Origin of the sequence: Rhodococcus sp. WB9 (assembly GCF_007558985.1) — a bacterium.
GTDB classification, from domain to species: Bacteria; Actinomycetota; Actinomycetes; order Mycobacteriales; family Mycobacteriaceae; genus Rhodococcus_F; species Rhodococcus_F opacus.
The window spans coordinates 6,775,128-6,792,650 of sequence record NZ_CP041769.1 but is presented as its reverse complement, the minus strand read 5'-3'; the positions used below and the strand labels follow the sequence as shown (position 1 = coordinate 6,792,650).

The following is a 17,523-nucleotide window of genomic DNA, read 5'->3' as shown; positions in this document are numbered from 1 at the left end:
GTAGCTGGAGGGGCTGTTTCGAAATCCCGGGACGGAGCGCCCGCGTGGCACCATGCCCTGACCTTGGGTTTCCTGGATAATGTGTTGGTGGCCAAGGGATATCGACCGGTGAATCGTGACCAGCAGTTTCTGCTGCCGCCGGACATGCGGGAGTGGGTGCCGCCCACGCATCCGGTGTGGACGGTGATCGAGATCGTCGACACCCATCTCGACACCAGTGCCTTTCATGCCTCGCGCCGCACCGGCGGTGCCGGGCGGGCCGGGTACGACCCGGACATGCTGGTGACCCTGCTGGTCTGGGCGTGGTCGCGGGGGATGCGGTCGTCCCGGCAGATCGAGCGGGCCTGCACCGAGGACGTGGCGTTCCGGGTGATCTGCGCCGGCGACACCCCCGACCACGTGACGATCTCCCGGTTCCGCAAGGACAACCACACCGCCTGCGAGGACCTGTTCATGCAGGTACTGATCCTGGCCGCCCGGTTGGGTCTGGGCCGACTCGAGACGATCGCGTTGGACGGGGTGAAGATCGCCTCGAACGCATCGAAAGACGCCAACCGCACCGAGGCCGGGCTGCGCCGGGCAGCCGAGGCCGAGGCCGCGCGGATCGCCGCGGCCGCGGCGGCCGCGCACGCCGCCCGTGACGAGGCCGAGGACGACCTCTACGGCGAGGACGATCCGGGCCCGGGACAGGTGCCGGCGGAGTTGGCCGATCCGGGCACCCGCTCGGCACGCATCGCCGAGGCGTTGGCGCAGCTCGACGCGCAGAAGCAGGCCGAACGGTGCGAGCGGGACGGGAAGGCGCAGGACTATCTGGCCCGGCTCGACGCGGGCCAGACGGTGCTGGGCCGGGTGCCGGTCGGGGCCGAGGTCGCCGCCGCCGAGCGGCGTCTGGCCGAGGCGGTCGCCGCCCAGCAGTCGGTGATCGAGCGGTTCCAAGGCGGCACCGCGGCCGGGGGCGGGGGCACCCGGTTCGCACCGAAGCCGGTCGACGAGCACCACCTGGTGCGGCGTCGGCGCGCCGAACTCGACACCGCCCTCCGCAAACAGGGTGAGCGCACCGCCGCCGCCGGGCAGCGGCGCCGCAACATCACCGATCCCGATTCGCGGTTGCAGCCGCTGCGCGGCGGCGGGTGGGTGCAGGGCTACAACTGTCAGGCCTTCACCAGCGAGGACGGGTTGATCCTGGCCACCGGGGTCGGGACCGGCCCGGTCGACTGCGACTATTTCCCCGAGATGGTCGACAAGGCCGGGGCGGCCGCGCAGCTGATCGACACCACCCGACGTGGGAAGGAACAGACCGGCACGAACCCGGAGGAGCTGATCGGGGTGATGCTCTTCGACGCTGGCTACTGCTCCCGCGCCAATCTCACCGCGCCGGGCCCGGACCGGTTGATCGCCACCGGCAAATCCCGTCACCTCGAGGCTGCCGCCGCCGCTGATCCGGTCACCGCTGATCCGGTCACCGGACCGCCACCGCCGCAAGCGGATCCGATCCAGGCCATGACCCGCAGGCTGCGCACCAAGGCCGGTATCGCCACCTACCGCAAACGCTCACCCATCGCCGAAACCGTGTTCGGGCACGCCAAACACAACCTCGGATTCCGCCGCTTCACCAGCCGCGGACTCGACCGCGCCCGCAGCGAATGGGCGTTCCACGCCGCCGTGCACAACCTCGGCAAGATCCTCACCCACCTGACCGCAGGCACCCCGCTCCCGGCCACCCCCTAACCCGGCGGGGCCACCCCCGCCCCGCGCCGGCACCCACCTCGGCACGAGACACCCGAACCGCCCTCACTCAATTCCGCAACAGCCCCTGGAGCAACCGGAAAGGCGCACAGGCGCGTCAGCGCCTCACGGAGGAATACCGTTCGCGTACTTCGGGTGCCGGGTCGGCCTCGTAACGCTGGGTGGACGTCTGATCCCACTTGGGTGGTTCCGGGGTCCCGGCCAGCGTCCAGGCCGCCTGACGGCACGCGCCGATCGCGACGTACTCCGCCGGTTGCGGCACCAGGACCGGCGCCCCGAAGATCGCGGGCGCGAGTTCGCACAGTGCCTGTGAGCGGGCGCCGCCCCCGACGAGGAGGATGCGACGCACCGTGACGCCCTGGGCGATCAGGTGGTCGATGCCGTCCGCCAAGCCGCACAGCAGCCCCTCGACTGCCGCGCGAGCGAGGTGAGGGGGGGTCGAATTGGCCAGCCGCAGTCCGTGGACGGAGCCGGTGGCGTTCGGACGGTTGGGGGTGCGTTCACCCTCGAAATACGGCACCATCACCAGCCCGCCACTGCCGGACGGCGCCGACAGCGCCAGCCGCGACAGTTCGTCGTGATCGACGCCCAGCAGGGAGGCGGTCGCGTCGAGCACCCGGGCGGCGTTCAGCGTGCACACGAGGGGCAGTTGACGTCCGGTGGCGTCGGCGAAGCCGGCGACGAAACCGCCTGGATCGTTCGCCGGTGTCACGGACACCGCGGACACGACACCCGACGTTCCCACCGAGACGACGACGTCGCCTTCCTGGGCGTCGAGGGCGAATGCGGCGGCGGCGTTGTCGCCGGTGCCGGGACCGACGGCGGCGCCCCATCGGGTTTCCCCGATCCGCTCGGCCGGGCGGGCCACGCGCGGCACGGCGGCGGTGCGTCCGCGCAGTGCCAGCGACAGCAGGTCGGGGCGGTAGGAATCCGTTGCCGCGGAGAAGTATCCGGTTCCGCTGGCGTCGCCGCGGTCGGTGGCCAGGGTGCCGAGATCGGACCTGCCGGTGAGCTGCCAGCCGAGCCAGTCGTGCGGCAGGCACACCGCGGACGTCCGGTCGGCGTTCGCCGGTTCGGAATCGGCGAGCCAGCGCAGCTTGCTGACGGTGATCGCGGCGAGGGGCACCACCCCCACCGCGTCCGCCCACGCGTCCGGACCACCGAGATCGTCCACCAGCTGTGCGGCGGCGTCGGCGGAGCGAGTGTCGTTCCACAGCAACGCCGGACGCACGACCGTTCCGGCGTCGTCGAGGCAGACCATGCCGTGCTGTTGCGCGCCGACCGATACCGCGGCGACGTCGTCGAGTCCGCCGGCGGCGGCGATGGCGTTGTCGAGAGCCGCAGCCCACGCCTGCGGGTCGACCTCGGTGCCGTCCGGATGCGACGCCCTGCCCTCGCGGACGAACTCACCGGTGTCGGCGTCGCAGACGATCACCTTGCACGACTGGGTGGACGAATCGATGCCCGCGACGAGGGTCATTGCCGGACACCTGCCGCGCGGTCCAGTGTCTCGCGGGTGGGCAGATCCGCCCCGGCACGCGCGACCGTGAGACCCGACATCAGCACGGCATTGTCCAGCACGTTCCGCACCTCCTCCGGGGCGATCGCGTGGAGTGCGTTGCGGCTCTCCGCGCCGAGGAAGCCGTGCGACCAGAACCCGTCGAGGAGTCCGGCCATGAACGCGTCCCCCGCGCCGACCGTGTCGACCACCTCGACGTCGCGGGCCGCGACCGCGACGAGTCCGGCCGCGCAGACCGCGAATGCGCCCTCGGCGCCCTTCGTCACCGCGACCATCGCCGGTCCGCGGGACAGCCACTCGCGGGCGATGTCGACGGGATCCCGTTCGGGGTCGTACCAGCGGAGGTCCTCGTCGCTGACCTTGACGATGTCCGAGATCGACACGAGGTGCTCGATCCGCTGCCGGGTGCGTGCCTTGTCGGTGATCAACACCGGTCGTACGTTGGGGTCGTAGCTGATGGTTGCCGACGAGCGGCGGCGGTCGAGCATGTCGGCGACGACGTCGCAGCCGGGGTCCATCACGGCGGCAATGGAACCGGTGTGGACGAGCGCCGGGGTGGACGACCCGCTCGGGCAGGGGAGGTCCCACTCGATGTCGAACTCGTAGGTGGCGGATCCGGCGGAGTCGAGGGTCGCGTGGGCCGTCGCCGTTCGCTGCGCGGTGATGCTGCCGGGCGCGAGGCTCACTCCCGACTGCTCGAGGTGCCGACCGATCGCGCCGCCTCTCGTGTCGTCGCCTATCCGGGTGACGAATTCGACCGGACGACCGAGCCGGCCGAGACCGACCGCGACGTTGAGGGGGCTACCGCCGACGTACTCGGTGGTGGTGCCGTCGCTCGCCGTGACGATGTCGATGAGGGCTTCACCGATGACCAGACTCATGACTGCACCTTCTCACGCAGAGCCTCGAGCGTTTTCCGTGCACCGTCACCGTGCAGCGACTTCAGCGCCCAGAGATACGCGGTGACGAAGCGCGGGTTGTCGGCCAGATCGCCGAAGACCGACTGGTTCTCGATGAAGGCCGTGTGGTTCTCGTGCTGGCTGCGCGCGATCGGCACGAGGGAGTCCTTCAACTGGTCGACGACGTCGATGGGTTCGCCGTCCTCGTCGACTCCCTCCGCGTACCGGGCCCAGCTCGCCACGATCGCGGCGGACAGTCGAATGGGCCGGTCGGCCACCAGGTTCTCGCGGATCACCGGCAGCAGCCACTTCGGGATGCGGTCGGAGGATTCGGCGCACAGGCGGGCGACGGTGTCGCGGATCTCGGGGTTGGAGAAACGCGCGATGAGCGTGCGCTTGTAGTCGTCCAGGTCGACTCCGGGCACCGGCGCCAGGGTAGGCGTGGCCTCCTCGTCCATATACGCCAGCAGGAAGTCCGCGAAGAGCGGATCCTGCGCGACGTCGTGCACGAGCCGGTATCCCGACAGGTAGCCGAAGTAACAGAGGCCCTGGTGGCTCGCGTTGAGCAGACGCAGCTTCATCAGTTCGTAGGGTTCGACGTCGTCGACCACCTGGACGCCGACGTCCTCGAATGCCGGACGACCGAGCGGGAATGCGTCCTCGAGCACCCACGACGTGAAGGGTTCGGCGGCGACGGGCCACTGGTCGTCGACGCCGAACCGCGACGACAGCGCCTCGGTCACCTCGGGGGTGGTGACGGGCGTGATGCGGTCGACCATCGAGTTGGGGAAGGACGTCTCCTCGCGCATCCACGCCGCCAGTTCGGGATCCTTCAACTCGGCGTAGGCCAGGAACATCTTCCGGGCCACGTCGCCGTTGCCCTGAATGTTGTCGCAGGACATGATGGTCGGCGACGGCAACCCGCGCGCCCGGCGCCGGGTCAGGGCCTCGATGACCAGTCCGAACGTGGTCCGCGGGGCGGCGCCGTCTGCGAGGTCGTGCACGACGTCCGGGTTCTCGGCATCGAATTCGCCCGTGTCGTGAGTGAAGTTGTAGCCGCCCTCCGTTATCGTCAGCGAGACGATCTTCGTGGTCTCCGCGGCGATCTTCTCGATCACGGCCTCGGGATCGTCCGGAGCGAAGAGGTAGTCGACGATGGACCCGATGACGCTCACGTCCCAGGTGCCGTCCGGGTGTCGCAGCGCCAGCGTGTACAGGCCGTCCTGCGCGTCGAGGACGTCCTTCATGCGCCGGTCTCCGGGCAGGACCCCGACCCCGCAGATGCCCCACTCGCGGGCCTCCCCGCGCCGCAGCAACCGGTCGACGTACATCGCCTGATGTGCGCGGTGGAATCCGCCGACACCGAAATGCACTATCCCTACGGTGATGTCGCTTCGATCGTAATTCGGCACCTGCACGGTGTCGTCGAACTGCTGCAGTGCCTGCGCGCACAGTTGCATCGGTCTCTCCTCATTCCTGGACGCGTACGACGGCCTTGAGGCTGCCCGGCGTCCGGTCTGCGTTCAGTGCTTGCTCCGCCTCGGCGAGCGGAAATCTTCCGGTGACCATCGAATCGAGGTCGACCCGCCCCGACCGCGCGAGGGCGATCGCCGTCGGCCACGTGTTGGCGTAGCGGAATACCCCGGTCAGCACCAACTCCCGGTTCTGGATGGTCTGGACCGGCAGTGTCATCTCGGGGGCGCCCATGCCCACCAGAACCACGGATCCCGCGGGCCGGACGGCCTGGATCCCGGCCAGCACCGCGCTCGGGGCGCCGGACGCGTCGACGAATGCGTCCACGTGGAGTCCCGCGACGTCCTGCTCGCGGGGGTCGAGCACCGCGGTGGCACCGAATTTCGTTGCGACGTCGAGTCGCCGGGGATCGAGGTCCGAGACGACCACTTCGGTGGCGCCGAATGCGAGCGCCGTCTGCAGCATGGCGATCCCGATCGGTCCCGCGCCCGCGATCAGGACGCGGGATCCGGCCGTCACGCCGGCTTTGCGGGTGGTGGCGATGGCCACGGACAACGGCTCGCACAGCGCGGCCGCGTCCTCCGACATCTCGTCCGGAATCGCGTGGGCGAACGCCGAGCCGATGGTCACGTATTCGGCCAGCGCCCCGTCGATCGGCGGGGTGGCATAGAACTGCATGTGCGGACAGAGGTTGTAGAGACCGCGCCGGGATTCGTCGCTGTCCGGGTCGGGGCGCTGCGGTTCGATGGAGACTCGCTGCCCGATACGCGCTGCCGGGACTCCGGCACCGACACCCACGACGGTGCCCGACGCTTCGTGGCCCAGCACGATCGGCTGGTCGACCACGAACTCGCCGATGCGGCCCTCGCGGTAGTAGTGGGCATCCGATCCGCAGACGCCTACCGAGGCCACGCGGACCAGGACGTCGCCGGGGCCGGGAGTCGGGACGGGCCGTTCCCGAATCTCGATCACGCCCGGCTCCGAGAGCACGCTGGCACGCATCGTCCTGGGGATATCCGAAGGGAGTGTTGTGTGGGTCACACTTCGATGCTAGCGTATTGAGCAGATGAACGCATAGTGATCATTTGCTCACGGCTTCTCGAGGCTCCGAAGACACACACGACGGGCTCGGGATCATGGCGAGGAGAACCAGTGACGTCCCCCAACTCGACGGCCCCGACGCCGTCTCCCATCACGGCACCACCGCCGTCCACCACGGAGGATCTGCGCCTCGCGTTGCGTGCTGCAACGCTGTACTACCTCGACGGAATGACCCAGGCCGAGGTCGCCACACGCCTCGGTGTCTCCCGCCCGACCGCGGGCCGGCTGGTGGCGCGAGCCCGCGCCCAGGGTCTGGTGCGCATCGAGGTGCAGGCTCCCGCGCATCTGCGGGATGCGCTGCGCTCGGACGAGGAGCGCGCGCTCGAGGAGAAGTACGGACTCGTCGAGGCGGTGGTGGTCGCCGATTCCGTCGACGCCGCCGGTCCGATCGACGACCACAACAGCTTCGCCGGCGTCGGGCGCGCCGCCGCGTCCCTGCTGGCTCGCCGGATCAGGGAAGGCGACACCCTCGGATTCACGTGGGGCCCGGAGACGGTCGCCGTCGCGCAGGGCCTACCGTCCGGGGCCGCCACGTGCGCGTCCGTCGTCCAGCTCGACGGTTCGGTGAGTGCCATCAACTACCAGACCGGAACGGAGTACGTCCTGGGTAGGTGCGCAGAGCAGCTGCAGGCCAACACTGTTCGGCTTCCCGTTCCCCTGTACGCGGACGCGTCGACCGTGGTATCCATGCGGGGCGACTCCGTCATCTCCAAGGCGCTCGAGGCTGGGCGGACGGCGGAGATGATGATGTTCGGCACGGGCGCCGTCTCCACGTCGACCACCCTGTTCGAGGGCAGCTTCATCGACACGGACATGCTGTCGGTGCTCACCGACCTCGGCGCGGTCGGCGAGGTCGGTGGGCGTTTCTACCGGCTCGACGGCACCGAGGTCGCCGGCCCACTGGACGAACGGGCCATGTCCGTTCCACTCGACGACATCCGCGCGTGCGGGGGATCGATCCTCGTCACGGGTGGCGTCGCCAAACACCAAGCGGCACTGGGTGCCCTCCACGGCGGACTGGCCAAGATGCTGGTCTGCGACATCGAATGCGCGCGTTGGCTGCTCGATCAGTAGCACCACGCAAGAGAGGTGAAGATCGGTGAAGAAACACAGGAAACCGGCGACGATGCTGGTAGCGGGCGCGGGAGCGCTCTGCCTCACGCTCAGCGGATGCGCGGGCGCCGGAACGCTGGGCGCGTCGGACCAGACCATCACCATCGCGATGGTCTCCAACTCACAGATGCAGGATGCCCAGAAGCTAGCCTCGCAGTTCGAGGAGGAGAATCCCGACATCGACCTGAAGTTCGTGACGCTGTCGGAGAACCAGGCGCGCGCGAAGATCACGGCATCCACCGCAACCGGTGGCGGCGAGTTCGACGTCGTGATGATCAGCAACTACGAAACGCCGCAGTGGGCCAAGTACGGCTGGTTGAAGAATCTGTCGCAGTACGCGCAGGCCACCGAGGGCTACGACGAGGCCGACTTCATCCCCACCCTGCGCGAGTCGCTGTCCTACGAGGGGAACATGTACTCGGTGCCGTTCTACGGCGAGTCCTCGTTCCTGATGTACCGCAAGGACCTGTTCGAGCAGGCCGGAATCACCTTGTCGGAGAAGCCGACCTGGACCGAGGTCGCAGCAGCGGCAAAGCAACTCGACTCCGACGACATGGCCGGCATCTGCCTACGTGGCAAGCCGGGCTGGGGTGAGTTGCTCGCACCCCTCGACACCGTCATCAACACGTTCGGTGGCCGCTGGTTCGACGAGGACTGGAACGCTCAGCTGACCAGCCCCGAGGTGGAACGGGCGGTGCAGTTCTACGTCGACCTGGTGCGCGAGTACGGCGAGCCGGGCGCCGCGACGAGCGGTTTCGGTGAGTGCGCCACGCAGCTGGCTCAGGGTCAGGTGGCGATGTGGTACGACTCGACGTCCGCGGTGTCCACGCTGGAGGATCCGGCGTCGAGCGCCGTCGTCGGCAAGATCGGCTACGCGCCCGCGCCGATCGAGGTGAAGGACAACTCCGGCTGGCTGTACAGCTGGTCGCTCGGAATTCCCGAGAGCAGCGAGAATCCCGATGCGGCGTGGAAGTTCATCTCGTGGATGACCGACAAGCAATACATACGCACGGTCGGTGAGGATCTGGGCTGGGAGCGGGTGCCTCCGGGCAGCCGACTGTCGACCTATGAGATTCCCGAGTACAAGGAGGCCTCGGCGGCCTACGGTCCGCTGACGCTCGAGGCGATCGAGAACGCGACACCGGAGGCGCCCACCGTGCAACCGGTTCCGTACACGGGCGTGCAGTTCCTGGCGATCCCGGAGTTCCAGGATCTCGGAACCCGTGTCAGCCAGCAGATCAGTGCGGCGATCGCAGGACAGCAGACCGTGCCCGAGGCGCTCGCCCAGGCACAGCAGTACGCCGAGGTGGTCGGCGCGACCTATCGGGAGGAAAAATGACCACTATCGCCGAGAAACCCACCGCGGACGGCACCGCCGACCGGGTGCGGGAACTGCGGGAGGCCAAGGACGACAGCGTCTCCCGCGCCGAGGGATGGCGTCGCCGAGGGCCGTTACTCCCCGCACTGATCTTCATGATCGTGGTGACCCAGATCCCGTTCCTGTTCACGCTGTACTACTCGACGCAGTCCTGGAACCTGGTCCGACCGGGGTCCCAGGCCTTCGTCGGCCTGCAGAATTACGTGGATGTGTTCCAGGACAGCCAGTTCCGTGAGGTCGCGGTCAACACCGTGATCCTGATCGTCGGGACCGTGCTGATCTCGGTGGTGCTGGGCCTGCTGCTCGCACTGCTGCTCGACCGCGCCTTCCTGGGCCGCGGCATCGTGCGGACCCTCCTCATCACGCCGTTCCTGGTGACGCCCGTCGCCGGCGCGCTGCTGTGGAAGACCACGATGTTCGACCCGGTGTTCGGCATCGTCAATTTCGTGCTCTCCCCGTTCGGGGTGGGACAGGTCGACTGGGTCAGCAAGTTCCCGCTCGCGTCGGTCATGGTGAACCTGGTGTGGCAGTGGACCCCGTTCATGATGCTGCTGATCCTCGCCGGTCTGCAGTCGATGCCACGCGACATCCTCGAGGCGGCGCGGGTGGACGGCGCCAAGCCGTTCGCGATGTTCCGCGAACTGACGCTCCCGCATCTGCGCCGGTTCATCGAACTCGGCGCGGTCCTGGGTGCGATCTACCTGATCAACACGTTCGACGCCATCTACATGATGACCCAGGGTGGACCCGGCACCGCCAGTGCCAACCTGCCCTTCTACATCTATCAGCGCGCATTCCTCGGTTTCGACATCGGGCAGGCCGCCGCGATGGGCGTCATCGTCGTGATCGCAACCATCGTCGTCGCGACCCTGGCGTTGCGCCTGATCTTCAAGAGCTTTACCGGTAACGAGGAGGCAGCGTAATGAGTACCGACACTGCGGCGGCGCCGGTGGAGTCCACCCCCACCACGCCGGAGACCAAGCGGGCGCGCAAGCACCGCAAGTTCAGCCCGTGGAGCGTGGTGGCGTGGATCGTGGCGCTCGGCTTCTTCTTCCCGGTGGCCTGGATGGTGCTCACCGCGTTCAAGCAGGAGGGCGACGCCTACACGACCCCGCCGAAGCTGTTCTTCACCCCCACCCTGGACCAGTTCAAGGCGGTCCTCGACAGCGGCATCGGCACCGCGCTGCTGAATTCGGCGTTCGCGACCGCCATGTCGACGATCCTCGTGCTGGTGCTCGGTGTGCCGGCGGCGTTCGCGCTGTCGCTGCGTCCGGTCCGCAAGACGAAGGACGCCCTGTTCTTCTTCATCAGCACGAAGATGCTCCCGATCGTCGCCGCGATCATCCCGCTGTACGTGATCGTCAACGACATCGGCTTGCTCGACAACATCTGGGCGCTGGTCATTCTGTACACGGCGATGAACGTTCCCATCGCGGTGTGGATGATGCGTTCGTTCTTCCTCGAGGTCCCGGGCGAATTGCTCGAGGCCGCGAGCATGGACGGTGCAAGCCTCTGGACGTCGGTGCGTGAGGTGATCCTCCCGCTCGTGTCCCCCGGTATCGCGGCGACCGCGCTGATCTGCGTGATCTTCTCGTGGAACGAATTCTTCTTCGCGGTCAACCTCACCGCCGTTCAGGCGCAGACCATTCCGGTGTTCCTCGTCGGCTTCATCACCGGTGAGGGCCTGTACTGGGCCCGGCTGTCGGCGGCGGCGACACTGGCGGCGCTCCCGGTCATCCTGGCCGGCTGGGTCGCGCAGAACAAACTGGTCCGCGGCCTGTCCTTCGGTGCGATCAAATGATCACCCCGGCAACCACTTCCCCCGACTTCGGTACCCACAAGAGGAGCAATCATGGCTGACATCGCGTACAAGGGCGCATCCTGCATCTACGAGAACGCCGACACGCTGGCGGTCGATACGCTCGACCTCGACATCGAAGACGGCGAGTTCATCGTCCTCGTCGGCCCGTCCGGCTCCGGCAAGAGCACCGCACTGCGCATGCTCGCCGGCCTCGAGGACATCGACGAAGGCACCATCGAGATCGGTGGCAAGGACATGGTGGGTGTGCCGTCGAAGGACCGTGACATCGCGATGGTGTTCCAGAACTACGCCCTCTACCCCAACAAGACGGTGGGCGAGAACATGGGATTCGCGCTGAAGATGCGCGGGGTCGGTGTGGAGGAACGGAAGAAGAAGGTGGCCGATGCCGCCAAGCTGCTCGACCTGACCGACTACCTCGATCGTAAGCCCGGCAAGCTGTCCGGTGGTCAGCGCCAGCGCGTCGCGATGGGCCGGGCGATCGTGCGTGAGCCGCAGGTATTCTGCATGGACGAGCCGCTGTCGAACCTCGACGCCAAGCTGCGCGTCCAGACCCGCACCCAGATCGCGGCGCTGCAGCGCCGACTCGGCACCACCACCGTGTACGTCACCCACGACCAGGTCGAGGCCATGACCATGGGTGACCGGGTAGCCGTCCTCAAGAACGGCAAGCTGCAGCAGTTCTCGGCGCCGACCGAGCTGTACGACCGGCCCACCAACGCCTTCGTCGCCGGCTTCATCGGTTCGCCCGCCATGAACCTGATGACGATGCCCATCGTCAGTGACGGCGTGCGCCTGGGGAACTCGACGCTCGCGCTCGAGCGCGACCAGCTGTCGGCGCTGCACGCGGCCGGACTGGAGACCGTCACGGTCGGTGTGCGCCCCGAGCAGCTGGAGTTGTCGACCGGGGGCGGTGGCATCGAGGTGATCGTGGACCTGGTCGAGGAACTCGGGAGCGAATCCTACGTCCACACCCACATCGCCGGTGACGGTACGCAACTGACCGCCCGATCACTGACCCGCACCCCCGCGCGGCTGGCCGACACGGTGTCCCTGCACAAGCGGGACGGAGCGGTCCACCTGTTCCACCCGGAGACGGGGGAGCGGATCGGCGACTAGGGCATGTCCTAGAGCGGATAGTGCGTCAGCACCCCCATCGGATCGTGCCTCTGCCGCAGTTCGCGCAGTCGGCGAAGGTTTCCACCGTAGGCCGCGTCGATCTCGGCGCCGGTCTCGGGGAAGCCGGGCCGGACCTCGACGCTGTAGATGCCGATCGTGTGGGGTGCGAGCGCGTCGAGGGTGCCGCCCGCCCACGACAGGCAGGCACCTCCGTCGTAGGGGTCGGACCAGACGGCGTTGAGCGGGATGTTCCACTCGCCGCTTCGGCCCCAGAACGCGGTGTCGCCGTCACCGACGTCGGCGAGGGCACCGCCGGTGTGCTGGAAGTCGATACGACAGGCCCGCGTCGGCGCCCCACGGATCTGGGTGGCCAGAGCATCCGCGAGTTCGGAGTCGAGGGTCGGTCCGGTGAAGACGGCCTTCCCGAAGAACGACCCACGGCGCTCGCCCGGTTCGGGCAGCCGGATCGGTTCCGGTTCTTCGCCGTCGGGGCCGGGTGGCGCGAATTCGGGTAACCCGGTGAGGTACGTACCGGACATCTCGGATCGGTACAGCACCTTGCCCGACACGTCGGCGACCGTGGTGGCGGCGGATCGGGCGCGGTCGATGTCGGACTCGTCCCCGCTCGCGCACGCGGTGTACACGAAGAGGACGGGCTCGTCGGAAGACAATGCGCTGTAACCGAGTACCGCGCCCATCGTCGTGTCCCGCGGAAGCGTCGGTGCGACACGGAAGTAGGTGGCGAGCGCTTCGAGTCCGAGCACCATCCGGTCGACCCACACCGGACCCACCGGGTGTGTGCGCAGCACCGCCGACGTCACGACGCCGAAGCACGGTGCACAACCCCGGACCGCCCACCACAGATCCGCCTCGTCGCCGGTGCTGGCATCGGACAGGTGGACGACCTCGCCGGACGGAAGTACCAGTTCGGCCTCGACGAGCTGATCGATCGTCAATCCCAGACTGCGCGTGAGGTATCCGACGCCGCCGCGGGTGACGAGTCCGAATCCGGCGTGGCCCACGATCCCCACCGGCACCACCCGGCCGGTGGGTGCGAGGGCGTCCAGCATGGTTCCCACGGTGGCGCCGCCGGCGACGACCACCCGGTCGCCCTCGGGTCGGGCCGTGTTCAGGTGCGCCGACAGGTCGAGCATGACGGCGTCGTCGGCGACGCAGTTGGAACTCAGCCCGCCGCCGCGGACGGTGACGGTGCCGCCCGTCCGGTGCGCGACCCTCATGACGGTGGAGACCTCCTCCACGGACGCCGGTTCGACGACGCAGGACGGACGGCGTCTCGCGGCCTCGGGAAAGAACACCCTGCCCAGCGCGGTGCGGTAGTCGTCGGTGTCCGGCAGATGAACGCGGTGCGGGAGAACCGCCTTCAACTGTGCGACACATTCCGCGGATGGTGAACTCACGAGCGCCTCCTATCCCGTTGCGTTACCTGCCTGCCACTGATCCCACGGGACCTCCCAGTCACCGTACGTGTCCCACACGGGCAGGAGCGGCCCGCCCGAGTTGGTGATCTCGACGACGTCGCCGATACCGAAATGGTCGAACATCCACTGGGCGTTGGCGGGTGCCAGGTTGACGCAGCCGTGGGAGACGTTGCTGCTGCCCTGATCGCCCACCGACCACGGCGCCGAGTGGACGAACTCGCCGTCGTTGGAGATCCGCAGGTTGAGATCGACCTTTTCGCGGTAGTAGTCGGGATCGCCGGCGCAAACCCCGTACGTGCAGGAGTCCATGATGATGCTCTGCTGCTTGTCGGAGATCACGTGCGGACCCTCGTGCGATGGGTGGTCGGGTGTGCCGAGACTCATCGGCATCGCGTTCTCCTGGACGCCGTTGTGGAAAACGGTGAGCATTTTGCTCGCCCCGTCCGCCTTGGCCACCCACGAGTCGTGCACGGTGTAGTCGGCGGAGTTGTTCTCGGCGCCGAAGACGCCGTCGCCCAGATCGACGCCGTACACGTCGGTCTCGATGTGGATCTTGGTACCGGGCGCCCAGTATCCCGCCGCGCGATAGTGCGCGTTCTGGTCGTCGGTCCAATACCAGGCGCCGGGCTGCGGCGGTGTCGTCGTCACGTGCAGCCGCTGCTGCACCTCGGCCTTGTTCACGACCGGCGCGGTGAATTGGAAGACCATCGGCTGGCCGACGCCGATACCGGTGTCGGCGACGACTTCGGGTGCCGGGACGACGTTCGCGTAGGCGGTGGTGCCGGGCGTCAACGTCGTGACGGTGAAGGTCTGCTCGATCGGGGCGCCGTCGGGGTTGACCGCGTCGGCGACGACTGTGTACGTGGACCCGTAGCCCAGCGGTTGGCTGCTCGTCCAGTTCGTGCCGTCGGGCGTGAGACTCCCGGCGACCGGCGTGTTCTGCTCCGCGGGATTCGTGACGGTTACGGCGGTCAGTCTGCCGCCTGTCGCGGTGACCACGATCGGGGTGGTGGGATTGATCGGCGCCCCGTCGGCAGCGGGGACGGAAATCGAGGCGGACGCGGACTGTGAGGTGGTCGGGGGTTCCGACGTGCCGGTGTCTCCGATGGTGCACGCCGTGGCCAGGAACGTCAGGGCCACCACCGCAACAATGCCGGCTGTCCGTGTGCGAAGAGTCACGACCACCTTCTTTCGGATCTGGATCAGCGCTCGCCGTCCTCATACTGCCAGCGATCGCCTCGGACTTTCCTGTGAGACGCTCGCTGCGCCCGCCCCACCTGCAGAAATTCGAGGTCGCGGGGTCTCCCCTCAAAGCATTAGACAGCAGTGCTGATGAAAAATCGTGACTAAATCGTCTGTTTTCTGCGTTAATCGATTCGATTGAAGACGGTAAATAGAACAGCTAGACTGGCTAATGAACCTGACTGTGAGAGGGAGGCCGCCATGGACCAGATGGTCGATCAGTTCCGCGAGGACGTCGTTCTGTTCAACCGACGTATCCGGAAGCAGCGCGCCGGGCACCTGCTCACCCCCTCGCAACTCCAGGCCCTTGCGCACCTCGACCGGGAAGGTCCGATGAGCGCACGCGCTCTCGCCGATCTCGAGCAGGTGGCGCCGCAGTCCATCGCGCGCACCGTCTCGATGCTCGAGGAGTCCGGAATGGTTTCCCGGACCGTGGACCCCCAGGATGCGCGCGCGAGCATCGTCGCGATCACCGCGCTGGGGTTGCAGACGCTCGTCGACGATCGGTCGCGGCGAAGCGAGTGGCTGGCGGCCGCGCTCGCCGCCGAATGCACCGACGCCGAGCGCGACCTCCTCTTCATCGCCGGACGGCTACTCCGTCGACTCGCCGGAACTACCGAGCCGGCGCCGCAGCAGGAGTCACTGATGAACTCGTGAGCGCGACCGTCGCCGATACCGGCCTCGCGCAGAAGTCCCCGTCCGTACCGTTCCGCGTCAGCGGTTCGGTCGCCACCGGGAGCATCCTCCAACCGCTGAACTCGTCGATGATCGCGGTGGCGATCGTCGGCATCGCCGCCCAGTTCGGTTCCTCGTCCGGGATCGCGTGGGTGATCTCGGGGCTCTACATCGCCACGGCCGTCACCGCTCCGATGGCAGGCAAGCTCGGCGCGCTGCTCGGAGCCCGGAAGGTCTACCTCGGGGGCCTCGCCCTGGTAGCGCTGGGCTCGGTCGCCGGTCTGCTCGCGCCCACCGTCGGCTGGCTGATCTTCTCCCGAATCCTCGTCGGAATCGGAACCGCCACACAGTATCCCAATGCGATGACGATGATTCGCGGGTACGCGGAGCGGCGCGGCGCGCAGCCGCGCACCGCGATCACGACCCTCGCGATCTGCAGCCAGGCGGTCGTGGCCCTGGGCCCGACGCTCGGTGGACTGCTCGTCGGGGCGTTCGGCTGGCAGTCGATCATGTGGATCAACCTTCCGATCGTCGCGTTCAGCGCGGTGGCGGTCACGAAGTTCGCGAAGGTCGGCTTCGTCGGCGGCATCTCGGTCAGCGGTCGGCAACTGCTCCACGCGCTCGACGTGGCCGGGGTCCTGCTGTTCCTCGGGCTCGTCTCGTCGACGATGCTGTTCCTGCTGTCGCTCACCAGCGATCCTTTGTGGTGGCTGATCCCGGTGTGGGTGCTGGTGTTCGCCCTGTTCGTCCACTGGGAACGTCGTGCGGACGAACCGTTCATCGACGTTCGGGCCCTGGCCCGGAACCGTGCGCTCAGCGCCACACTCGCCCGCACCCTCCTCACGTACACGGCGTTCTACTGCGTCTTCTTCGGCATCCCGCAGTGGCTGCAGTACTCCCGCGGAATGAGCGCCACCGACGCCGGTCTGACGATGCTGCCCGTCGCTGTCGTCGGCATCGGCTCCACGCTGTTCGCGTCACGGACGTATCGGCGGCACGGGGTGCGCCGAACGCTCACCGTCGGAACGGGTGCACTCCTGGTGGGAGGGCTGCTCCTGGCCTCGGTGGAGAGCAGTACGGCCCCGATCGTCGTGCTACTCCTGGTGGCCGCGGTGCTGGGGATTCCCAATGGATTCAACAATATCGGCAATCAGAATCTGATCAGCTCGGTCACGTCCGTCGAGGAAGTCGGCACGGCGATCGGGATGTACCGCACGGTGCAGTACATCGGAGCGAACCTGTCGGCCGTCGTACTGCAGACCACCGCCGGTCACGTGATCGGGGACGACGGACTGCACCGCACGGGCTGGTTCATCGCCGTCGCGGGTGTTCTCCTCCTCATCGGCGTCCTGATGTCACGGAACATGGGAGACCGGCGGTCGACGAACGCGTCGACGGCGTAGCAACCGCGTCAGGTCGGCGGCACCCCGCCGACGGCCCGCCAGATCAGTGTCGCGGTCCGGGCCGGCCAGTCGGCGGGTGGGCGATCACCGGCCAGCGCCCGGCCGTACCAACTGCCGGTGGTCATGGTGACGGCGACGTCGAGATCGGCGTCCGCGTCGATCAGCTCCAGTTCGGCGGCGCGGTCCAGGATGGCGCGGATGCGGCGGCGGCGCGGCGCCACCACCCGGGCGCGGTACTGCGCGCGGACGTCGGCGTCCGTCGTGTCCTGCAGCATCGTGCCGACGAGCGACAACCGGTCGCTCCGCGACACCCCGCGCCGGAAGTCGTCCAGCTCGCGGACCAGATCCCCGAACGGATCGGCCGACGCCCTCCCCGACTGTTCGTCGGCCAACTGCGCCACGACTGCCGCGGCGAGCTCCGACTTCGACGCCCACCGCCGGTACAGCGCCTGCCGGGTGGTGCCTGCCTCCGCGGCGATCGCGGCGATCGACATCGCGTCGTATCCGGCCCGGGCCAATTGACTGCCCGCCACTCTCAGAACCCGGGTGTCGATATCGGTGTCGCGACTGCGCCCGGCCACACTCATGCTCGAACCT

At 68.0% G+C, this 17,523-nt stretch carries 15 protein-coding genes; 8 read left to right on the top strand and 7 right to left on the bottom strand.

Annotated features, from left to right (window positions below):
- Nucleotides 1–108: 108 nt before the first annotated feature.
- Complete coding sequence (locus tag FND50_RS31690; RefSeq protein ID WP_144284738.1) at nucleotides 109–1,728, top strand: transposase; 1,620 nt, start codon at nucleotides 109–111, stop codon at nucleotides 1,726–1,728.
- 115 nt (nucleotides 1,729–1,843) lie between these two features.
- On the opposite strand, the gene xylB is transcribed toward FND50_RS31690, so the two are convergent.
- From xylB to FND50_RS31670, 4 genes are read right to left on the bottom strand one after another with little or no spacing between them, the layout of a single operon-like run.
- Entirely contained in the window at nucleotides 1,844–3,226 is a 1,383-nt protein-coding gene (gene xylB, locus FND50_RS31685; protein ID WP_144288344.1) for a xylulokinase, read from the bottom strand.
- Nucleotides 3,223–4,146 (bottom strand): carbohydrate kinase, encoded by a 924-nt coding sequence (locus FND50_RS31680; protein ID WP_144288343.1) that lies wholly within the window; start codon nucleotides 4,144–4,146, stop codon nucleotides 3,223–3,225. The genes xylB and FND50_RS31680 overlap by 4 nt, the downstream gene beginning before the upstream one ends.
- Nucleotides 4,143–5,624 (bottom strand): mannitol dehydrogenase family protein, encoded by a 1,482-nt coding sequence (locus FND50_RS31675; protein ID WP_144288342.1) that lies wholly within the window; start codon nucleotides 5,622–5,624, stop codon nucleotides 4,143–4,145. Before FND50_RS31675 ends, FND50_RS31680 begins: the two co-directional genes overlap by 4 nt.
- 10 nt (nucleotides 5,625–5,634) lie before the next feature.
- Nucleotides 5,635–6,639 (bottom strand): NAD(P)-dependent alcohol dehydrogenase, encoded by a 1,005-nt coding sequence (locus FND50_RS31670; protein ID WP_144288341.1) that lies wholly within the window; start codon nucleotides 6,637–6,639, stop codon nucleotides 5,635–5,637.
- Between the two features lie 150 nt (nucleotides 6,640–6,789).
- On the opposite strand from FND50_RS31670, the gene FND50_RS31665 reads away from it, so the two are divergent.
- The 5 genes from FND50_RS31665 to FND50_RS31645 are packed head-to-tail and all read left to right on the top strand — an operon-like array spanning nucleotide 6,790 to nucleotide 12,167.
- The gene (locus FND50_RS31665) at nucleotides 6,790–7,812 is read left to right on the top strand and encodes a sugar-binding transcriptional regulator (RefSeq protein WP_144288340.1); all 1,023 of its coding nucleotides are present in this window, start codon (nucleotides 6,790–6,792) and stop codon (nucleotides 7,810–7,812) included.
- 52 nt (nucleotides 7,813–7,864) lie between these two features.
- Nucleotides 7,865–9,190, top strand: a complete 1,326-nt coding sequence (locus tag FND50_RS31660) for a sugar ABC transporter substrate-binding protein (protein WP_144289213.1) — start codon at nucleotides 7,865–7,867, stop codon at nucleotides 9,188–9,190.
- Nucleotides 9,187–10,152, top strand: a complete 966-nt coding sequence (locus tag FND50_RS31655) for a carbohydrate ABC transporter permease (RefSeq protein WP_144288339.1) — start codon at nucleotides 9,187–9,189, stop codon at nucleotides 10,150–10,152. The genes FND50_RS31660 and FND50_RS31655 overlap by 4 nt, the downstream gene beginning before the upstream one ends.
- Entirely contained in the window at nucleotides 10,152–11,030 is an 879-nt protein-coding gene (locus tag FND50_RS31650; protein WP_144288338.1) for a carbohydrate ABC transporter permease, read from the top strand. Before FND50_RS31655 ends, FND50_RS31650 begins: the two co-directional genes overlap by 1 nt.
- A 51-nt stretch (nucleotides 11,031–11,081) precedes the next feature.
- Complete coding sequence (locus FND50_RS31645; RefSeq protein WP_144288337.1) at nucleotides 11,082–12,167, top strand: ABC transporter ATP-binding protein; 1,086 nt, start codon at nucleotides 11,082–11,084, stop codon at nucleotides 12,165–12,167.
- An 8-nt stretch (nucleotides 12,168–12,175) separates the two neighbouring features.
- On the opposite strand, the gene FND50_RS31640 is transcribed toward FND50_RS31645, so the two are convergent.
- Nucleotides 12,176–13,585, bottom strand: a complete 1,410-nt coding sequence (locus FND50_RS31640; RefSeq protein ID WP_144288336.1) for an FAD-binding oxidoreductase — start codon at nucleotides 13,583–13,585, stop codon at nucleotides 12,176–12,178.
- Nucleotides 13,586–13,594: 9 nt separating this feature from the next.
- Nucleotides 13,595–14,791, bottom strand: a complete 1,197-nt coding sequence (locus FND50_RS31635; protein WP_144288335.1) for an Ig-like domain-containing protein — start codon at nucleotides 14,789–14,791, stop codon at nucleotides 13,595–13,597.
- A 258-nt stretch (nucleotides 14,792–15,049) separates the two neighbouring features.
- Between FND50_RS31635 and FND50_RS31630 the strand changes: the two genes are divergently transcribed.
- Nucleotides 15,050–15,505, top strand: a complete 456-nt coding sequence (locus FND50_RS31630; RefSeq protein ID WP_005261013.1) for a MarR family winged helix-turn-helix transcriptional regulator — start codon at nucleotides 15,050–15,052, stop codon at nucleotides 15,503–15,505.
- Complete coding sequence (locus FND50_RS31625) at nucleotides 15,502–16,926, top strand: MFS transporter (RefSeq protein ID WP_144288334.1); 1,425 nt, start codon at nucleotides 15,502–15,504, stop codon at nucleotides 16,924–16,926. The genes FND50_RS31630 and FND50_RS31625 overlap by 4 nt, the downstream gene beginning before the upstream one ends.
- 8 nt (nucleotides 16,927–16,934) lie before the next feature.
- On the opposite strand, the gene FND50_RS31620 is transcribed toward FND50_RS31625, so the two are convergent.
- Nucleotides 16,935–17,513, bottom strand: a complete 579-nt coding sequence (locus FND50_RS31620) for a TetR/AcrR family transcriptional regulator (RefSeq protein ID WP_144288333.1) — start codon at nucleotides 17,511–17,513, stop codon at nucleotides 16,935–16,937.
- Nucleotides 17,514–17,523: the final 10 nt, after the last annotated feature.